General features: G+C 68.2%; 14 protein-coding genes. 2 read left to right on the top strand and 12 right to left on the bottom strand.

Features of this window, described 5'->3' with window-relative positions; translation table 11 throughout:
- Positions 1-11 precede the first annotated feature (11 nt).
- The gene (locus tag ACILRF_RS00765) at positions 12-671 is read left to right on the top strand and encodes a uracil-DNA glycosylase (protein WP_395670350.1); all 660 of its coding nucleotides are present in this window, start codon (positions 12-14) and stop codon (positions 669-671) included.
- On the opposite strand, the gene ACILRF_RS00760 is transcribed toward ACILRF_RS00765, so the two are convergent.
- The 11 genes from ACILRF_RS00760 to galE all read right to left on the bottom strand — a co-directional run bounded on the left by ACILRF_RS00760 (position 672) and on the right by galE (position 16911).
- Complete coding sequence (locus ACILRF_RS00760; protein ID WP_395670349.1) at positions 672-1670, bottom strand: class 1 fructose-bisphosphatase; 999 nt, start codon at positions 1668-1670, stop codon at positions 672-674.
- A 102-nt stretch (positions 1671-1772) separates the two neighbouring features.
- On the bottom strand, positions 1773-2720 hold the full coding sequence (locus ACILRF_RS00755; protein WP_395670348.1) for a UDP-glucuronic acid decarboxylase family protein: 948 nt from the start codon (positions 2718-2720) through the stop codon (positions 1773-1775).
- 7 nt (positions 2721-2727) lie between these two features.
- Positions 2728-3597 (bottom strand): hypothetical protein, encoded by an 870-nt coding sequence (locus ACILRF_RS00750; RefSeq protein WP_395670347.1) that lies wholly within the window; start codon positions 3595-3597, stop codon positions 2728-2730.
- Positions 3598-3608: 11 nt separating this feature from the next.
- A complete protein-coding gene (locus tag ACILRF_RS00745; protein WP_395670346.1) occupies positions 3609-4373 on the bottom strand; it encodes a class I SAM-dependent methyltransferase in 765 nt (254 codons plus the stop codon).
- A gap of 17 nt (positions 4374-4390) precedes the next feature.
- Positions 4391-6472 (bottom strand): N-acetylglucosamine transferase, encoded by a 2082-nt coding sequence (locus ACILRF_RS00740; protein WP_395670345.1) that lies wholly within the window; start codon positions 6470-6472, stop codon positions 4391-4393.
- A gap of 322 nt (positions 6473-6794) precedes the next feature.
- The gene (locus ACILRF_RS00735) at positions 6795-13901 is read right to left on the bottom strand and encodes a beta strand repeat-containing protein (RefSeq protein WP_395670344.1); all 7107 of its coding nucleotides are present in this window, start codon (positions 13899-13901) and stop codon (positions 6795-6797) included.
- Between the two features lie 326 nt (positions 13902-14227).
- The gene (locus ACILRF_RS00730) at positions 14228-14488 is read right to left on the bottom strand and encodes an SWIB/MDM2 domain-containing protein (RefSeq protein ID WP_395670343.1); all 261 of its coding nucleotides are present in this window, start codon (positions 14486-14488) and stop codon (positions 14228-14230) included.
- Positions 14489-14637: 149 nt separating this feature from the next.
- Positions 14638-15099 carry a hypothetical protein gene (locus tag ACILRF_RS00725; protein WP_395670342.1) on the bottom strand — a complete coding sequence of 154 codons (462 nt, stop codon included), beginning with the start codon at positions 15097-15099 and terminating at the stop codon, positions 14638-14640.
- A 70-nt stretch (positions 15100-15169) separates the two neighbouring features.
- Complete coding sequence (locus tag ACILRF_RS00720; RefSeq protein ID WP_395670341.1) at positions 15170-15559, bottom strand: helix-turn-helix domain-containing protein; 390 nt, start codon at positions 15557-15559, stop codon at positions 15170-15172.
- A gap of 15 nt (positions 15560-15574) precedes the next feature.
- Complete coding sequence (locus ACILRF_RS00715) at positions 15575-15760, bottom strand: hypothetical protein (RefSeq protein ID WP_395670340.1); 186 nt, start codon at positions 15758-15760, stop codon at positions 15575-15577.
- Between the two features lie 98 nt (positions 15761-15858).
- Positions 15859-16911, bottom strand: a complete 1053-nt coding sequence (gene galE, locus ACILRF_RS00710) for a UDP-glucose 4-epimerase GalE (protein ID WP_395670339.1) — start codon at positions 16909-16911, stop codon at positions 15859-15861.
- A gap of 110 nt (positions 16912-17021) precedes the next feature.
- Here galE and ACILRF_RS00705 point away from each other — a divergent pair, with 110 nt between their 5' ends.
- A complete protein-coding gene (locus tag ACILRF_RS00705) occupies positions 17022-17300 on the top strand; it encodes a hypothetical protein (protein ID WP_395670338.1) in 279 nt (92 codons plus the stop codon).
- 4 nt (positions 17301-17304) lie between these two features.
- Here the strand turns inward: ACILRF_RS00705 and ACILRF_RS00700 are convergent, their stop codons facing one another.
- Positions 17305-19290 (bottom strand): response regulator, encoded by a 1986-nt coding sequence (locus ACILRF_RS00700; RefSeq protein WP_395670337.1) that lies wholly within the window; start codon positions 19288-19290, stop codon positions 17305-17307.
- Between the last annotated feature and the right edge of the window lie 56 nt (positions 19291-19346).

The raw sequence follows: 19346 nt of genomic DNA, 5'->3' as shown, positions 1-19346 counted from the left end.
CGGAGGGCCGAATGCCGAGCGCTGAGGCGAAGGTCGTGGCCGCACCGCCGGAGCCGCCGCGCGATTGCCCGATCTGCCCGCGGCTGGTGGCCTATCGCGCGGCCAATGCCGCGGCGCATCCGGAGTGGTTCAACGGCGCTCCGGCCTCGTTCGGCGACGAACAGGCGCGGTTGCTGGTGGTCGGTCTGGCGCCCGGACGGATGGGGGCGAACCGCACCGGCCGGCCGTTCACCGGCGACTATGCCGGGGTGCTGCTCTACGAGACCCTGCTCAAGCTCGGCTTCGCCAGCGGCGTCTACCAGGCGCGGCCGGACGACGGGCTGCGGCTGCACGATTGCATGATCACCAACGCCGTCCGCTGCGCCCCGCCCGGCAACAAGCCGGAGACCAGCGAAGAGGCCAACTGCCGGCCGTTCCTGACCTCGCGGATCGCCGCCCTGCCCCGGCTGAAGGTGATCGTCACCCTCGGGGACGTCTCGCGGCGCAACGTGCTGCGGGCGCTCGGCCTGAAGGCCTCGGCGGGGATCCCCGGCCACGGGTCGGAGTTCACGGCCGGACCCTATGTCGTGCTGAACAGCTACCACTGCTCGCGGCTGAACACGAACACCGGTCGGTTGACCGCGGCGATGTTCGAGGATGTGTTCCGGAGGGCGAAGGTATTGATCGGCTGATCAGGCCGTCGCCAGGGCCTCTTCGTGCAGGGCCTGGAGGCGTTCGACCTCGGCGGCGGAGCCGAGCATGACCGAGACCCGCTGGTGCAGCCCGGTCGGCTGGATGTCGAGCATGCGTCCTGTCCCGGCGAAGGACGCGCCGCCGGCCTGTTCGACCAGCAGGGACATCGGGTTGGCCTCGTACATCAGGCGCAGTTTACCGGCGCGGTCGGGCTCGCGCTTGTCCCACGGATAGAGGAAGACCCCGCCGCGGACCATGATCCGGTGGACGTCGGCCACCATCGAGGCGATCCAGCGCATGTTGAAGTTCTTGCCCCGGCAGCCGGTGTCGCCGGCCAGGCACTCGTCGATGTAGCGCTGCACCGGCGGGGCCCAGTGGCGCATGTTCGAGGCGTTGATCGCGAATTCCTTGGTCTCACGCGGGACAGCGACCTTTTCCGCGGTCTGCAGCCACTGGTCGGAGGCCGGGTCCAGGGTGAAGGCGGCGACCCCCTGCCCGAGGGTGAGAACGAGGGTCGTCTGCGGGCCGTAGACCACATAGCCGGCGGCGACCTGGTTCCGGCCCGGCTGGAGGAAGTCGGCGGCGGTGGCGTCGCGCGCGGCGTCGACCTTCGCCGGCAGGATCGAGAAGATGGTGCCGATCGAGACGTTGACGTCGATGTTGCTGGAGCCGTCGAGGGGGTCGAACAGCAGCAGGTAGCGGGCCTCGGCGTCGATCGGTCTGACCGGGTGGACGTCGTCCATCTCCTCCGAGGCCATGGCGGCCAGGGCCGGCGCCTTCGCGCAGGCGGCCAGCAGCATGTCGTTGGAAATGACGTCGAGCTTCTTCTGGACCTCGCCCTGGACGTTCTCGCTCTCGAGCGCGCCCATGATCTCGCCGACGGCGCCGCGGCGGACCAGGTTCGCGATGCCGGCGCAGGCGTCGACCGTGGTGGCGATAAGCTGGGCGAGGCCCGGCTCGGCGCCTGAGTTCAGAAACTGGTCGAGCGTCAGCGGCATCTTTTCCCCGTGCGTGATGACTGCGATTCCCCAAACCGGCGCAGCACCCGGCGATCAGCGCAACGAAAGCGTCGCCGTCAAGTTCCGCGATGTGGCCAAAGGTTACGCCGCGTCGGCGCGGAGGAGACCGTCAAAGTACGCAATGGTCTTCGTGAGACCCTCATCGAGGGCGACGGTCGGGGACCAATCGAGCACGGCCTTGGCCTTTTCGATGTTCGGCTGGCGCTGCTGGGGGTCGTCCTGCGGCAGGGGTCGGTATTCGATGGCGGACCGCGAGCCGGTCAGGGCGACGACCTTTTCGGCCAGGGCCCGGATGGTGAACTCGCCGGGGTTTCCGAGGTTGATCGGCCCCGTGACGTCGTCGCCGGTCGCCATCAGGCGCAGGAAGCCTTCGACCAGGTCGTCGACGTAGCAGAACGAGCGGGTCTGGGTCCCCTCGCCATAGAGGGTGATCGGCTCGCCCTTCAGCGCTTGGACAATGAAGTTGGAGACCACCCGGCCATCGTTCGGGTGCATGCGCGGGCCGTAGGTGTTGAAGATCCGCGCCACCTTGATCCGCAGGCCGTGCTGGCGGCGGTAGTCGAAGAACAGGGTCTCGGCGCAGCGCTTGCCCTCGTCGTAGCAGGAGCGGAAGCCGATCGGGTTGACGTTGCCCCAGTATTCTTCCGGCTGCGGATGAACGGTGGGGTCGCCGTAGACCTCGCTGGTCGAGGCCTGGAAGATCTTGGCGCGCCGCCGCTTCGCGAGGCCCAGCATGTTGATCGCGCCGTGCACGGACGTCTTGGTCGTCTGCACCGGGTCGTACTGGTAGTGGATCGGCGAGGCCGGGCAGGCCAGGTTGTAGATCTCGTCGACCTCCACGAAGAGCGGGAAGGTCACGTCGTGGCGCATCAGCTCGAAGTTCGGGTTCTGCAACAGGTGCGCCACGTTGCGCCGCGCGCCGGTGTAGAAATTGTCGACGCAGAGCACCTCGTGGCCCTGATCAAGCAGTCGTTCGCATAGGTGCGAGCCGATGAAGCCGGCGCCGCCGGTGACGAGGATGCGTTTCATCTGTGCCTCAGGCAGCGGGGGCGAAGGCTTCGCCGGATTGTCGGGCCAGGCCGGCCATGTAGCGCAGCAGGGTCATGCTGCCGGCGAAGTGCAGGAAGTAGCAGCGGCCGAGTTCCTTGCGCATGTAGGCGACGATCTCGACGAGGTCCTTCTCGGAGGCGACGGCGCTGGCCTCGTGGAACTGCAGGGTCAGAACCTCCTGGACGATCCAGTTGAAGCGGGCGGACAGCCGGTGGATCAGACCGCGCTTCCAGAGCTGGTACGAGAGCTGCGGCTGTTCATAGAGGCGGCTCTTGCCGTCGAGGGCGTAGGTCTCGAGGAAGAGGTCGTTGTGCAGCGCCGGGGTCAGGACCATGACGCCGGTGTTCAGCATCGGCGCGCCGGCTTCGGTTATGCCATCCTCGGCCAGGCGGTTGGCCTCATGGATCTCCCAGGCGCGGGCGGCCTGCAGAGGATCGACCTGCATGTTGTAGAGGCGCTCGAAATAGACGTGCTTGTCGGCCTCGGACATCTGGTCGCCGGAGATGCAGACGCCGACCTTGGCCGGGTCGGGCGAGGCGGCGACGATGTCGGGCGCGGTCGGAGAGATGACGATGTCGGCGTCGATCCAGACGATGCGGTCGTAGAGGGCCGACCATGGCTCGTTCAGGACCAGCAGCTTCTGCCAGGCGGGCGAGCGGCCGGCGGCGCGGCCCGAGGTGTCGAGAGGTTCGGTGACGATGATCAGGTCGTAGCCGTGACGCGCGCAGTAGGCCTGCCAGCTGGCTTGAGACATGGTCGACCAGATGGCCTTGTACTCCTCGCCTATGACCACCGAGACAATGGCTCGGCGATGGGTCGGCTGAAGGCTCGCGCCCGGTCTGTCGATGACGAACATGGCGGGACCTTTCAGAGCGCCGCGATCGCCTCGCCGAAGCTGTCCTTGACCATCGTCTGACGGACGAGGTCGCGGTAGGCCTGGAGGAGCTGGGGATTGTCGGAGAAGCAGTCGAGGTAGGCGACGAGGTCGGGGCTCGCGCCCTTGAACAGCACCGCCATGCCGGAGGGGGTGCGGGTCAGCAGGCGGCCATCGAGGCCGGAGGTGGTCTGGTTGTGCTTCAGCCCCTCGGTCATCTTCCAGTTCACGACGTCGTGGAAAAGGTAGAAGCAGTCGTCGGCGGCGACCTCGCGGGCGGCTGCGAAGTCGGTGATGATCGCCTCGTTGGTGTGGACCGCGTCGATCAGGACGAAGTCGACGGGGCCGTCGAGGTGCTCAGCGCAGGCCGGCTTGATGCCGTCGGGGGAATAGGCCTCGACCGCGGTGATCTTCAGCCCGTTCTCCTGGGCCAGCCTGTTGGTCAGGGCGATGCCCGGCTCATACGGGTCGATGGCGACGATCTTCGCCTCGGGGAAGGTAAGCGCCGCGGCGAGCGTCGACCAGCCGTGGGCGTTGCCGATGACCAGGATGTTCTTCGGCGTCAGGTACCCCGCCAGGTGCTCGAGGAACATGATTTCGAACAGCGACAGGCCGGCGCAGCCGACGATGCCCTTGCCGTCGAAGAAGCGGGTGAAAGGGGCGTCCATCCAGTCGAACATGTGGCCGGTGGAATGGCCGGTCAGCGGCTTGAGGCCCGCCGAATTGTAGATCGCGTGCAGCTTCGGCAGGATGGTCATACGAGGGCTTTCGAAAGTCACGCGAGGGCCGCTGCGCGACGCGCGCGGGCCGGTTCGGCAGAAATGGCGGGGGGGTCGAGGGCTGCGATCTGCGCCTTGGTCCACAACCGGTTATCGGCCGGGATCGGGCGGCGACGATGAGCGCGCGCGAGGCGCTCGACCCACCAGCCGTGGTAGTCGGCGAGGCCTTGCATCTCGGTCGCCTCGTGGTCGTGAGCGACGCCGATGTCGAGGTAGGGCTTGAGGCCGGCGAGGTCGGGGCGCGGCAGGCGGCCCTGGACGTAGTCCTCGCACATGCCGGCGTAGAGCGCCTCCAGCCGATCGGTCAGCAGGTCCATGTCGAAGAGGGTGCAGGTCCCCCTGCCCGCCTCCAGACGCGCGCGGAGGGCGGCGAGTTGGGCGGGGTCGTTCGCCAGTTCGACGGCGCGCTCGACGTACTCGTCGAGGCTGTCGCAGACCAGCTCCTGCAGGCCCGCGGCGGTGACCAGGCTGCCGCAGACGCGGGAGGCGAAGCTGCGCCCTGGTGCAGTCAGCACCGGCACGCCCATCCACAGGGCGTCCGAAGCGGTGGTGTGCGCGCCGTACGGGGTGGTGTCGAGGAAGAGGTCGGCAAGCGGATAACGGGCCAGGTGAAGTTGGTTGATCAGCTTCGGCGCGAATATCAGCCGCTCGGGATCGACCCCATGCGCAGCCACGAAGTCGCGGAGCCGCTGCTGGGTCGAGGGCAGGCTGTCGAGCAGCCAAAGGACACTGTTCGGGACGCGCTGGAGGATTTGCACCCAGCGCTGGACGTTGAAGCGGGTGAATTTCTGGACGCCGTTGAACGAGCAGAAGACGAAGGCGTCGTCGGGCAGGCCGAACTCGGCGCGGGTCGGACGTTGCTCGGCGACGAGGCGCTTGCGGTCGTTCGGCTGGTAGCAGGGCAGCCGCAGGACCTTTTCCGAGTAGTAGAGCTCGGCCTCCGGCGGGATGATGAACGGGTCGGCGATGACGTAGTGGTGGTACGGCGAGCCCATCGTTCCTGGGAAGCCAAGCCAGTTGACGAGGATCGGGGCCGGTCGGCGGGCGAAGACGGCGCTGCGGGCGTCGCGGGTGTGACCGTTGACGTCGACAAGGATGTCGATGCCGTCGGCGGCGATGCGGGCGGCGGCCTGGTCGTCCGTGAGGCCGCGGATGTCCACGAAGTGCTCGACCGCGCCCTTGATGCGCTCGTGCAGGGCGCCGAAGGGCGCGACGCCGCAGTAGTAGGCGAAGACCTCGATTTTGCTGCGGTCATGCAGCTCGAAGAGCTCGGCCATCAGGTAGCCGATGGCGTGGTCGCGCAGGTCGGACGAGACATAGCCGATCCGGATGCGCCGGCCGGCGAGGTCGAGGGCGGCGTCGCGGCGGTCGTTGGGGTTGTCCTCCGGATCCGGAACCGCCGCCTCGACGAAGCGGGCCGCATTGGCCAGCTGCAGCATCGGATCGTCAGTGTAGGCGGCGAGCGACAGCGGATTGATGTTGCCCGCCAGGGTCTTGCGCTCGACGTTCTCCCACGGGCTGAGGATCGGCCATTCGACCTGGCCAAGGCGCAGGGCGACGTACTGCTCGATGACGTCGCGTTGGTCGGGATCGATCTCCAGCGCGGCGCGCAGGGCGGCCTCGGCGACATCGGCGCGCTGCTGGTCGGACGCGACACGGGCGAGCTGTTTCAGGGCGGTGACGACATAGCCTACGACCTTGCCGGTGATCGGACCGGGCCGCTGGGCCGCCGCGCGCCAGGTGTCGATAGCCTTGTCCGGCTGGCCGCCGCGCTCGAGGACGCCCCCGAGGTTGATGTAGGCCGGCAGGAAGTCAGGGTTGATCTCGATCGCCGCCTGCAGCGACCGCGCCGCGCCGGGCAGATCACCCCCGTCGCTCTGCAGCACCGCACAGTTGAAATGGGCGACGCTGAGCTGGGGATGGCCATCGTTGAACTTGGCCCAGACTTGGTAGAGCTGCTGGGCGGCCGGCGACTGGCCAGCGGAAACGAGGCTGGTGGCGGCCTCGATCAGCTCCCCCACCCCAAGCTCGCCGCCGGTGATCTTCTGCATTGCGGCGAGAAAGACGTTTTCCGACATCGGGGTTCGGGCCTTGGGCCGTGCAGACGCCGAGCGGCGTTCCGCGAGTGATTCGAGTTAACAAAGCATCGCACGCCGAGGCGGCCGGGCAATCGCCGGAGGCGGCGCCAGCGCCATCACGCCGCACCTGTCCACAGGGGAAACCGTCCTTCCCGTTTACGGGAAACGGGGACCTGAGGCCGAAGTCGGTCCACGCCGACTGAGGAGCGGAGGGCGGAAAGGGCAAGCGGCCGGTCCGGAGCTTGTGCCCCCTCGACCACCCCCTCTGCAGCGGGCGGTCCCCCCTCTCCCGCGGAACGGGAGAGGAAAGCCTTGCGTCCGCTTAGTTGACGCTCAGGTAAGCGTCGACCTGGTCGTTATCGAAGCTCTGTACCTGGGTGACGGTGAAGGCCGCCGTCTGGGTGGTGGTCATAGACTGGATGTTGGTGGTCGTCAGGTTGTCGATCTGGGTGGTCGTCAAGGCGGCGATCTGGGCGCCGGTCAGCGAGTCCACCTGGGTGGTTGTCAGGGCATCGATCACCGTCGTCGTCAGCGCCGCCACCTGTTGGGTGGTGAGCGTGGCGAGCTGGGTCGAGCTGAACTCGTCGAAGCCGGCGGCGTCGAGCGCGCCCACCTGGGTGGTCGTCAGCGCCTTGACCTGGGTGGTCGAGAGCGCCTGGACCTGGGTCGAGGTCAGAAGGCCGAAGTTGGTCGAGCCGAGCCCGGCCACCTGGGTCGGCGCGAGGGCCTGCAGCTGGGTGGTGGTCAAGTCGCCAACGTCGGTGCTGGTCAGACCCTGGAGCTGGGCCGTGGTAAGGCCCTTCACCTGGGTCGTGGTCAGGGCTTGCGACTGGGTTGTCGTCAAGGCCGAGAGGTTGGTCGAGGTCAGACCGGCCACCTGGGTGGCGGTGAACTCGCCGATCTGAGCGGCCGTGAATTCGCCGATGTCGGTCTCGGTCAGGTTGGTCATCTGCGTGGCGGTGAAGCCGCGCAGCTGGGTCCCGTCGAGGCCCTGCACCTCGGTCTCGTCGAGCGACGAGATGTTGGTGGTCGACAGAGCGCCCAGCTGGGTGGCCGTGAGCCCGTCGATCTGCGTCGAGGTCAGCTTGTCGAAGTCGGTCGCGTCGAGGTTACGCAGCTGGGTGGCCGTGAGGCCGCCGAGCTGGGTGGTGGTCAGCGAACTGAGCTGCGCCGTATCGAAGGCGCTGATCGCGGTGTTGGTCAGGCCGCCGAGCTGGGTCGAGGTCAGACCGCCGAGCTGGGTGGTCGTCAGCTCACCGAGGTTGGTGGTGGTGATCGCCAGCAGCTGGGCCGCGGTCATGGCGTTCAGCTGGGTCGAGGTCAGCTCGCCCATGTCGGTCTCGGTTAGGCCGCCAAGCTGGGTCGAGGTCACCGCCTTGATCTGGGTCGTGCTCAGGGCGGCGGTTTGGGTCTCGTCGAGCGCCGACAGGTTGGCGGCGCCGAGGGCCGCCACCTGCGTCCCCGAAAGCGCCTGGACCTGGGTCGACGTGAAGTCGGCCATGTCGGCGGTCGCCAGGTTGCCGAGCTGGGTCGTCGTCAGCCCCTTGACCTGGGTGGTGGTCAGGGTCTGGACCTGGGTCGAGGTGAGCTCGGTGAAGTTGGTCGCGCCCATGCCGGCCAGCTGGGTGGCGGAGAGCGCCTGCAGCTGGGTGGTGGTCAGGTCGCCGACGTCGGTGGTGGTCAGGCCCGACAGCTGGGTCGTGGTCACCGACTTCATCTGGGTGGCGTCGAGCGCCTGGGCCTGGGTGGTGTTCAGGGCCGACAGGTTGGTCGCCCCCAGCGCACCGACCTGAGCCGCCGTCAGGCCCGCGATCTGGGTCGATGTGAACTCGCCCATGTCGGTTTCGGTGAGGTTCGAGAGCTGGGTGGCGGTCAGGCCGCGCAGCTGGGTCGTGTTGAGCCCCTGGACCTGGGTCTCGTCCATCGCCGAGACGTTGGTGGCCGAGAGCGCGCCGAGCTGGGTCGCCGAAAGCGAGGTCAGCTGGGTGGTCGTCAGCTTGCCGAACTCGGTGGCGTCGAGTCCGCGCACCTGAGCCGCGGTCAGGCCGGCGACCTGGGTCGTGGTCAGCGATTCCGTCTGGGCGGCGTCGAAGGCGGCCAGCGCCGTGTTCGTAAGGCCGCCGATCTGGGTCGAGGTCAGACCGCCGAGCTGGGTCGTCGTCAGCTCGCCAAGGTTGGTGGTGGTGATCGCCAACAGCTGCGCGGCGGTGAGCGCGCCGAGTTGGGTCGAGGTCAGCTCGCCCACGTCCGTCGCGGTCAGGCCGCCGAGTTGAGCCGTGGTGAGGGCCTTGGCCTGAGTGGTCGACAGCGATCCGACCTGGGTCTGGGTCAGGGCCGAGAAGTTGGTCGCGCCCATGCCGGCGACCTGGGTCGCGGTCAGCGCCTCGATCTGGGTGGTGGTGAACTCGCCGACATCGGTCGTCGTCAGGTTCGCGAGCACGCTGGTCGTCAGGCCCTTGACCTGGGTGGTGGTCAGGGACTGCAGCTGGGTCGAGGTCAGCTCGTTGAAGTTGGTCGAACCCATGGCCAACAGCTGGGTGGCGGACAGCGCCTGCAGCTGGGTGGTGGTCAGGTCGCCGACGTCGGTGGTCGTCAGACCGGCCATCTGGGTGGCGGTCAGACCTTTCACCTGGGTCGTGGTCAGCGCCTGGGCCTGGGTGGTGTCGAGGGCCGAGAGGTTCGTCGCCCCCATGCCCGCGAGCTGGGTCGCCGTCAGCGCCTGGATCTGGGTCGAGGTGAACTCGGCCATGTCCGTGGAGCCGAGGTTCGACAACTGGGTCGTCGTCAGCCCCTTGAGCTGCGTGCCGTCGAGGCCCTGAACCTGGGTTTCGTCAAGGCCGGCGACGTTGGTGGCCGACAAGGCCCCGAGCTGCGCCGAGCTCAGCGAGGTGATCTGGGTCGTCGTCAGCTTGCCGAACTCGGTGGTGTCGAGGCCGCGCAGCTGGGTGGTCGTCAGGCCCTTGACCTGGGTGGTGGTCAGAGAGCCGACCTGGGTCCCGTCGAGAGCCGCCAGGGCGGTGTTGGTCAGCCCGCCGAGCTGGGTGGCGCTGATCCCGCCAAGCTGGGTCGTGGTCAGCTCGCCGAGGTTGGTGGTGGTGATCGACAGCAGCTGCGCGGCGCTGAGCGCGCCAAGCTGGGTCGAGGTCAGTTCGCCGACGTCGGTCTCGGTGAGACCGGCCAGCTGGGTCGTGGTGACCCCCTTGATCTGGGTCGTGCTGAGCGCCTGGACCTGGGTCTCGGTCAGCGCCGAGAAGTTCGTGGCGCCGAGGGCGACGAGTTGGGCGGTGCTGAGCGCCTGGATCTGGGTCGAGGTGAAGTCGGCGACATCGGTCGTCGACAGGTTCGCCAGCTGGCTGGTCGTCAGCCCCTTGACCTGGGTGGTGGTCAGCGACTGAACCTGGGTCGAGGTCAGCTCACCGAAGTTGGTCGCCCCCATCCCGGCAAGCTGAGTGGCCGCGAGCGCCTGGAGCTGGGTGGTCGTCAGGTCGCCAACGTCGGTGGCGTTGAGCCCGGCGAGCTGTGCCGTGGTGAGCCCCTTGACCTGCGTCGCGGTCAGCGCCTGGGCCTGGGTGGTGTCGAGGGCCGAGAGGTTCGTCGCCCCCATGCCGCCGACCTGGGTAGCGGTCAGGGCCTGGATCTGGGTCGAAGTAAACTCGGCGATGTCGGCGGTGGCGAGTCCCGCGAGCTGGCTGGTGGTCAGGCCCTTGAGCTGCGTGCCGTCGAAGCCGCGCACCTGGGTCTCGTCCATCGCTGCGACGTTGGTCGACGACAGGGCGCCGAGCTGGACCGCCGTCAGCGCGTTGAGCTGGGTGGTCGTCAGCTTGGCGAATTCGGTCGAGTCGAGGCCGCGCAGCTGCGTGCCGGTGAGGCCCTTGACCTGGGTGGTGCTGAGCGAGCCGATCTGGGTGGCGTCGAAGCCGGCCAGGGTTGTCGTCGTCAGGCCGCCGAGCTGGGTCGAAGTGATGCCGCCGATCTGGGTGGTCGTCAGTTCCGCCAGGTTCGTCGACGAAATCTGGAGGAATTGGGCCGGCGACAGGGCGTTGAGCTGAGTCGAGGTGAGTTCGCCCATGTCGGTGGCCGTCAGGCCGCCGAGCTGGGTGTTGCTGACGCCCTTGATCTGGGTCGTCGTCAGCGCGGCCATCTGGGTTCCGTCGAGGGCCGAGAAGTTGGTCGAGCCCATGGCCGCGACCTGGGCGGCCGAAAGCGCCTGGACCTGCGTCGAGGTGAGGTCGGCCACGTCGGCGGCCGCGAGGCCGGCCAGCTGGGCGTTGGTGACGCTCTTGATCTGGGTGGTGCTGAGCGACTGGACCTGGGTCGAGGTCAGAGCTGCGAAGTTGGTGGCGCCGAGGCCGGCGACCTGGGTGGCGGCCAGGGCCTGCAGCTGGGTGGTCGTCAGATCACCGACGTCGGTCGTCGTCAGGTTGGCGAGCTGGCTGGTGGTCAGGCCCTTGATCTGGGTCGAGGTCAGGGCCTGCGACTGGGTGGTGTCGAGGGCCGAGAGGTTGGTCGAGCCGAGGCCGGCGACCTGGGTCGCCGCGAGGCCCGAGATCTGCGTCGAGGTGAACTCGGCGATGTCGGTGGTGGTCAGGTTGACCAGCTGGCTGCTGGTCAGGCCCTTGAGCTGAGTGGCGTCGAACTGACGGACCTGGGTCTCGTCCATGGTCGAGAGGTTGGTCGTCGACAGGGCCCCGAGCTGGGTGGCGGTCAGGGCGCCGAGCTGGGTCGTGGTCAGCTTGGCGAAGGTCGCGGCGTCCAGCGCGCGGACCTGGGTGCTGGAGAGCCCCTTCACCTGCGTCGTAGTCAGGCCGGAGAGCTGGTCCGTGGTGAGGTTGGCGACATTGGTGGTGGTCAGGCCGCCGACCTGGGCCGCGGTGAGGCCGCCCAGCTGGGTCGTGGTCAGCTCGACGATGTTGGTGGCGTTGATCGCGTTGAGCTGGGCAACGCTGAGGGCGCCAAGCTGGGTCGAGGTCAGCTCGCCCATGTCCGTGGTCGACAGGCCGCCGATCTGAGTGGTGGTGACCGCCTTGATCTGAGTCGTGGTCAAGGCCGCGGTCTGGGTTTCATCGAGGGCCGAGAGGTTGGTCGAGCCGAGGCCGGCGACCTGCGCCGCCGTCAGCGCCTGGATCTGGGTCGAGGTAAACTCGACCATGTCGGTGGCCGCCAGGTTGGCGAGCTGGCTGGTGGTCAGCGCCTTCACCTGGGTGGTGGTCAGAGCCTGGACCTGGGTCGAGGTCAGTTCACCGAAGTTGGTCGTGCCGAGCGCCGCCAGCTGGGTCGCGCCGAGCGCCTGCAGCTGGGTCGAGGTCAGGTCGCCGACGTCGGTGGCGTTGAGGCCGGAAAGCTGGGCGGTGGTCAGCCCCTTGATCTGGGTGGTGGTCAGCGCCTGCGACTGGGTGGTGTCGAGGGCCGAGAAGTTGGTCGCGCCAAGGCCGGCGATCTGGGTCGCGGCCAGGTTCGAGATCTGCGTCGAGGTGAACTCGGCGATGTCGGTGGCGCCAAGGCCGGCCAACTGGCTGGTCGACAGACCCTTGAGTTGGGTGGCGTCGAACTGACGGACCTGGGTCTCGTCCATCGCCGCGACGTTGGTCGAGCTGAGGGCGCCGAGCTGGAGCGAAGAGAGGGCGCCGAGCTGGGTCGTGGTCAGCTTGCCGAAGGCGGTGGAGTCGAGGGCCCGCATCTGGGCGGTGGTCAGGCCCTTGATCTGGGTGGTGGTCAGCGACGAGAGCTGATCGGTGTCGAAGCCGGTGATCGCCGTCGTCGACAGGGCGCCGAGCTGGGTCGAGGTCAGACCGCCGAGCTGGGTGGTGGTCAGTTCGGCGAGATTGGTGGTGGTCACCGCGCCGAGCTGGGCGGCAGTGAGCGCGCCGAGCTGGGTCGAGCTGAGCTCGCTGACATCGGTGGAGCTGAGACCCTGCAGCTGCGGCAGGCTGAGGCCCTTGACCTGGGTCGTGGTCAGCGACTGGACCTGGGTCTCGTCGAGGGCCGAGAAGTTGGTGGCCCCCATGCCCGAAAGCTGGGTCGGGGTCAGCGCCTGGATCTGGGTGGTGGTGAACTCCGCCACGTCGGTGGTGGCGATGCCCGACAGCTGCGAGGCGGTCAGCGCTTTGACCTGGGTGGTGGTCAGCGACTGGAGCTGAGTCGAGTCCATCGCGCCGAGGTTGGTCGCGCCGAATGCGGCGACCTGGGTGGCGGCGAGGGCCTGAAGCTGGGTGGTGGTGAACTCGCCGACGTCGGTGGTCGTCAGATTGGCGAGTTGGCTGCTGGTGACGCCCTTGAGCTGGGTCGCGGTCAGGGCGCCCATCTGGGTCTCGTCCAGCGCCGAGAAGCTGGTGGTGGTCAGGGCCCCGAGCTGCGTCGCCGTCAAGGCGCCGATCTGGGTCGAGCTGAATTCGGCGACGTCGGTATCGCTGAGCGAGCGCAGCTGGGTGGCGGTCAGCGCCTTGACACGGGTCTCGTCGAGAGCCTGGATCTGCGTCGAGGTCATGGCCGCAAGGCCGGTGGAAGTCAGAGCGGCGACCTGAGTGTTCCCCAGGGCGCCGATCTGAGTCGTCGTGAACTCCTCGACGTCGGTCGCCGTCAGGCCGGCCATCTGGGTGGCGGTCAGGCCCTTGATCTGGGTGGTGGTCAGCGTCTCGAAGGTCGCGCTGTCCAGCGAGTTCAGGTTGGTGGTCGTCAGGGCGCCGAGCTGGGTGGCGCTGAGCTTGCCGACCTGGGTCGAGGTGAACTCGGCGAAGTCCGAGCCGCCGATCGTCTTAAGCTGGGTCGTGGTCAGGCCCGCCAGCTGCGTCGAGGTCAGTTCCACGACCTGGGCGGCGTCGAGCGCGGCGAGGTTGGTCGTCGACAGCGCGCCGACCTGGGTGGCGGTCAGGCCGCCCAGCTGGGTCGTCGTCAGTGCGCCGACCTGGGTGGTGTTCAGCGCCTGGATCTGGGTGTTGGCCAGGGCGCCGAGCTGCGTCGAGCTGAACTCGGTCATATCCGAGGCGTCGAGGGCCCGGATCTGGGTGGTCGTCAGGCCTTTGACCTGCGTGGTGGTCAGGCTCTGGATCTGGCCGCTGTCTAGGGCCGCCAGGCTGGCCGTGGAGAGCGAGGCGAGCTGGGTCGCCTTGAGCACGCCGAGCTGAGTGGTTTCGAGACCGACGACCTGGGTGGTCGTCAGGGCCCCCATCTGGCCGATGTTGAAGACGCCGAGCTGGGTGGCGTCGAACACCACCGCGTTCTGGAAGTAGGGAATTTGGTTGGCGGTGAGCCCCTTGACCGTGGTCGAGGAGATCGCGCTGACCTGGGTGGAGGTGAGCGCCCCAATGCCCGTGGTGCTGATCGCGCCCAGCTGGCTCGCGGAGAGCTGGCTGATGTCGGTCGTCGACAGGTTCTGGATGGTCGTCGCCGACAGCGCACTGATCTGGGCGGTCGAGAGGCTAGAGATACCCATTTGTCCACCTTATCCAGATCTCGGCCACGCCGATGAGCGGAAGAGTTGCGTAGTATGGTTAATGCGAAAATACGCGCCGCTCCCCTGGCGCGCAGATCCCCCTAAGACGCAAATCCAGGGAGTCCCTTTCCAATTCGTTACACTGAGTCGCGGGGCTTTTTGCGACAGGTGTCCGACGAGTGGATGGCAAGTCTTTCAGGGCCTAAACCGGGCCGGTTGCTGTGGCGCCTTGCCGCATCCGTGTCGCAGGCAAAGAAAACCCCGCCGGCGGAGGCCAGCGGGGCTTCTGATCTGGTCGGGGCGGCCGTCGGGCCGCGCCGCACACCTTACTTGAGGTGCTTGGCCAGGTGCTTGTTCATCTCGAACATGGACACGCGGTCCTTGCCGTCGAAGACCGGCTTCAGCTTGGCGTCGGCGACGATCTCGCGCTTGTTCGCCGGGTTCTGCAGGTTGTTCTTCTTGATGTAGTCCCAGATCTTGGAGACCACTTCGCCGCGCGACAGTTGCGCGGAACCGACGACGGCGGCGAGTTCGGCCGAAGGCGTCAGCGGCTTCTGCAGGGCGTTGGTTTTCTTGGTGTCGGCCATCTTGGGCTCCCCCAGCTAAGTTTCAGGCGCCGCCCCCACGCTGCTCGCGAGGCTGAGTCGCTGCAGTACTCTATGGGGGCGGCGACCCATGCGCCACTCCAGAAGCGCGAGTCGCGGCAAAGCTGTCAACGCCGCTGTCGGCGCGGATCTCAGCGGGGCGGCGCGACGGCAGCCTGATAGGCATCCCGTTCCGTCGGCTCGCGGGCCTCCGGCGAGCGGGTCGTCAGGTCCTCGCCGCCTTGCTCTTCGACGATGTCGTAGAGCGCCGCGGTGGAGGCTTCGGTCATCGCGTCCTTGCCGCGATCGCGGGTCGCATAACGATAGGCCCCATAGGCGAGAGCCGCGCCGAGGATCGCCACGCCGACGACGTTCATCAGCCCCCAGCCAACGCCGCCGACGTCGGCCTCGCCAGGCCCGGGCCCGCTGTTGGCCGGGTGGCCGAGCGCGCTTATGATCCCGATCCCCGTGGTGAGGGAGAAGCCCCAGAAGGCGGCGATCGCCGCCCAGGCGAGCCAGAGGAACGCCGTCACGCCGACGCCCGGCTGGGCTTTCGTCGGAAGGTGAAGGGTCGGTCGGGTGGGATAGGTGTCGCTGTAGGCCGTGCTGGCCATGTCCGCGCCTCCGAGGTTGCTTTGCAAAGGCAACCCGTTGGCGCAGCTCCGGTTCCGGTCGGCTCCGGGTTCAGGCCGCCGACGGCGCGAGGGCGCGGACGAAGTCCACGAGGGTGATGCGTTGCGGGCCTTTCGGCAGGTGGGCGTAGGCGCGCAGGAGCTCGAGGGCGCCGGGTTCGGCGAGAAGGGCGGCGACCTCGTCGATGCCCCCCTGACCGGCGGCGGCCCCTTCGCCGAACATCTCGGCGACCGGCGCATCGAGGGCGGCGGCGATGCGCGAGAGCATGGAGGCGCTGACCCGGTTGGCGCCGCGCTCGTACTTCTGGATCTGCTGGAAGGTGACCCCGGCCGCTTCGGCGAGGGCCTGTTGCGACATGCCGCGCACCTTGCGCAGGAGGCGGATTCGCGCGCCGACAGCGATGTCGATCGGGTCAGCGAGGGCTTCGGGCTTGCGGGTCATCGGATCGTCTCGGTCTCAATGCGGCGCGCCATCGGAGATCAGATAGCAGGCCTCGGCGATGGCCATCCCCACCGCGCGGCGAAGCGCGGCGAGGTCCGGAGCCTGCTGCTCAAGCGCGATAATTTCTTCCTCATATGAGGAGAGCATCTCGACGAGGTTCTGCGCGATCTGGCGCGCCCGCTGGTCGTCCGTCCTGACCATGCCTCGTTCCATATCGCCCCACGCTCAAGCTAGACACAGTTAACACAGATGAACGCGCAGGCGAAGCTGGCGACGCCTGTGGGTTGAATCCGGGGGATTTAGCTTGAAACGGGTTCCGAGGCGCCCAGGCGGCCGCCGCGCACGCCGGCGCCGTATTTCGGCGCCGATTCCCAGCGCAGGGCGTCGGCGACGATGCGCTCCAGCGACGAACAGGTCGGCGCCCAACCGAGGAGTTCGCGGGCCCGACTGGGATCGGCCACCAGGCTCGGCGGATCCCCGGCCCGACGGGCGCCCAGGGCATAGGGCGTCGGCCGGCCAAGCGCGCGGCTCACGGCCTCGACCACCTCGAGCACCGAATGGCCCTGGCCCGTGCCGACGTTGACCGCCTGGTAAGCGCCGGCCGGCAGGTCGACCTGCAAGGCCCGAACGTGGGCGGCGGCGAGGTCGCTGACGTGGATATAGTCGCGCAGGCAGGTGCCGTCGGGGGTGTCGAAGTCGGCGCCGAACACCGTCAGCGGCTTGCCGTCGCCAAGCGCGGCGGCCATGGCCAGGGGAATGAGATGGGTTTCCGGCTCGTGCGCCTCGCCGATCAGGCCCGACGGGTCGGCGCCGGCGGCGTTGAAGTAGCGCAGGGCGACAGCGGTCAGGCCATAGGCGCGGCACTGCGCCTCGATCATCCATTCACAGGCGAGCTTGGTGTCGCCATAGGGGCTGGCCGGGGCCTTTGGCGCGTCCTCGGGAATAGTCTCCAGAGCCCCTCGCCCACCCTGTCCGTACACGGCGGCGGAGGAGGAGAAGACCAGTCGATCGACGCCGCGCTCGCGCATCGCCGACAGAAGCGTGACAGTGCCGCCGACGTTGTGTTCCCAGAACAAGTCGGGCTTCACCACCGACCGGCCGACCTCGATCAGGCCGGCGAAGTGGATCACCGACTTGACGCCGTGGGCGTCGATGGCGTCGGCCAGGGCTCCGGCGTCGCGGATGTCGCCATGCACGAAGGCGCCCCAGCGCACCGCTTCGCGGTAACCGGAACTGAGACTGTCATAGACGACGGGGAAGAACCCCTGCTCCGACAGAGCCTTTGCCGTGTGTGCGCCGATGTAGCCGGCTCCGCCCGTCACGAGGACGGCGGGCTTCGATCCCCGATCCATGGCTGCATAATCCGCCTTAAGGCTCAGCGTTCCAAACCATTTGCAGATGATGGCGAGGATCGGGCGCCTTGGCCCTAGGAACCGGTGGAAGGGCGGCGCTTTTCGGCGTCATGCGACACGCCCGAAGGCCCCAACCTCCGCAGACCGGCGCCGAGATCATCGATTTCGACGAGGCGCTGCTGGCCGCTTGCCCGCCGGAGATGCGGGCGGAGCTGATGGCCGAAGCGGCCATGCTGGCCGGAGCCTTCGCCCCGGACGGACGCGCCAACCGGATCGAAGCGATGGCCCGCGCGCTTCAGTCCGGCAATCGTGACCAGGAGATGAGCCGGGCCCGGGCCCGAAGGCTGGCCGCGGCGTTGCGCGCCCTCAGCCGGGGGGCCGGCGCATAGCAGCCTATTCCGCGGCCGCGATGCCCTCGGCCGGGTCGCGCTTGCGCCGACGGGCCGCGGGCTTGGCGTCAAGCAACTTGCGGAGTTTGGCGGCCAGAAGCGCGGTCTCGTAGGGCTTATCGAGCAGCGGGAACTCGGCGTTCTCGATCACCGCGCCTTCGCCGACGAACCCTGAGGTCAACAGGACCCGCAGGTGTGGGCGGATCTCGCGGGCGGTGCGGGCCAGGGTCACGCCGCTGACGCCGCCCGGCATGACAACGTCGGTGAACAGCAGGTCGATGTCGGCGGCGGAATGGACGACGTCGAGCGCCTCAGCCGCGTTGGTCGCTGTCGTCACCGTGTAGCCGAGCGAGGTCAGCATATCGAGCGTCAGGGCCAGGACCGTGGGATCGTCCTCGACTAGCAGGATCTTCTCGTGGCCGCCTTCGATGGTCGGGGTGCGATCCTCGGGCCTGACCGATTCCGGAGCGTTGCTGGAAGCTGGCAGGCGCAGCTGGAAGGTGGTCCCCTCCCCCGGCGCGCTTTCCACACGGACCTCGCCCTCGGACTGTTTGACGAAGCCGTAGACCTGGCTGAGACCCAGGCCCGAGCCCTTGCCGACTTCCTTGGTGGTGAAGAACGGCTCGAAGACCCGCTCGCAGACGTCGCGCGGCATTCCGACGCCGTTGTCGCGCACGTCGATGACGACGCGGCCTTCGTCGAGCCGGGTGGCGATAGTCAGCAGGCCGCCCTCCGGCATGGCGTCGCGGGCGTTGACCGCGAGATTGAGCAAAGCGGTTTCGAGCTGGGTCGCGTCGACGTGGGCGCAGACCGGCCCGTCGGCAAAGCCGAGGTCGACCGTCACCGCCTCGCCCACCGCCTGGCGCAGCAGGGGCGAGAAGTCCTGAATCAAGGCGTTGACGTCCAGGGTGACCGGCGTGAGGTGCTGGCGACGCGAGAAAGCGAGAAGCTGGCGCGTCAGGTCGCGGCCGCGCTCCGCGGCGGTGCGGATGGCCTCGATGCGGCGCATCCGGCGGCCATCGTCTTCGGCCCGGCGGGCCATCATGTCGACATTGCCGAGCACAACCGTCAGCAGGTTGTTGAAGTCGTGGGCGACGCCGCCGGTAAGCTGGCCGACGGCCTCCATCTTGCGCGCCTGGGTCAGCTGCTCTTCCAGGCTGCGGCGCTCGGTGGCGTCCATCATCACGCCGAACAGCTCGCGCGGCTCGCCGTCCTGCCCGGCGGCGACAACGCCCTGGTCCTGCAGCACGCGATACTGGCCGTCGGCGCACAGCCACCGGAATTCCACCGAGTAGCGGCCGGTGCGCACGGCGCGCTCCAGGGCTTCGCGGACCCGACTGACATCGTCCGGATGGATGCGGTCGAAGCCAAACTCCGCCTCCTCGACGAAGCGGCTGGCGGAGAAGCCGGTGATGTCCTTGACCGTCTCGGAGACGAAGTGCGGGGCGAAAGGCGGCTCGGCCGAACGGGCGGAGAACACCAGCGGCAGGGACTGCAGGATCGCCTCCTGGCGCGCCTCGGTGCGGCGCAGGGCGCGTTCCGCGAGTTCCTTCTCGGCCCGGACGCGCGCGTGTTCGTCAAGCAGCCACTGCTGGTAGGCGGACTGCCGCTTGACCTCCTCCGTCTTCAGATAGAGGTCGGTGAGCACCGTCACCTTCGACTTCAGGATGAACGGGTCGACCGGCTTGAACACGACGTCGACCGCTCCCGCCGAGTAGGCCTGGAAGACATGCGCCTCGTCGCGGAAAATCGCCGTCAGGAAAACGATCGGCGTGTCGCGGGTTCGCTTGCGCGAGCGGATCAGGGCGGCGGTCTCGTAGCCGTCCATGCCGGGCATGTGGAGGTCGAGGAGAATAAGGGCGAACTCTTCGGTGAGCAGGCGGCGCAGCGCCTCCTCCCCCGAGCGGGCCACCACCAGCTCATGGCCAAGGCCCTCCAGCGCCTGGGCGGCGGCGAAGGCGTTGCGTTCGTCGTCGTCGACAATCAGCACGCGGGCCTGGAGTGGCCGCGTCAGGTCGGGCGGGGCAGAGGGTTCCGCCCGACCTG

Source organism: Phenylobacterium sp. (genome assembly GCF_044236515.1).
Lineage (GTDB): Bacteria > Pseudomonadota > Alphaproteobacteria > Caulobacterales > Caulobacteraceae > Phenylobacterium.
This window is presented reverse-complemented; position numbering and strand designations above follow the sequence as displayed.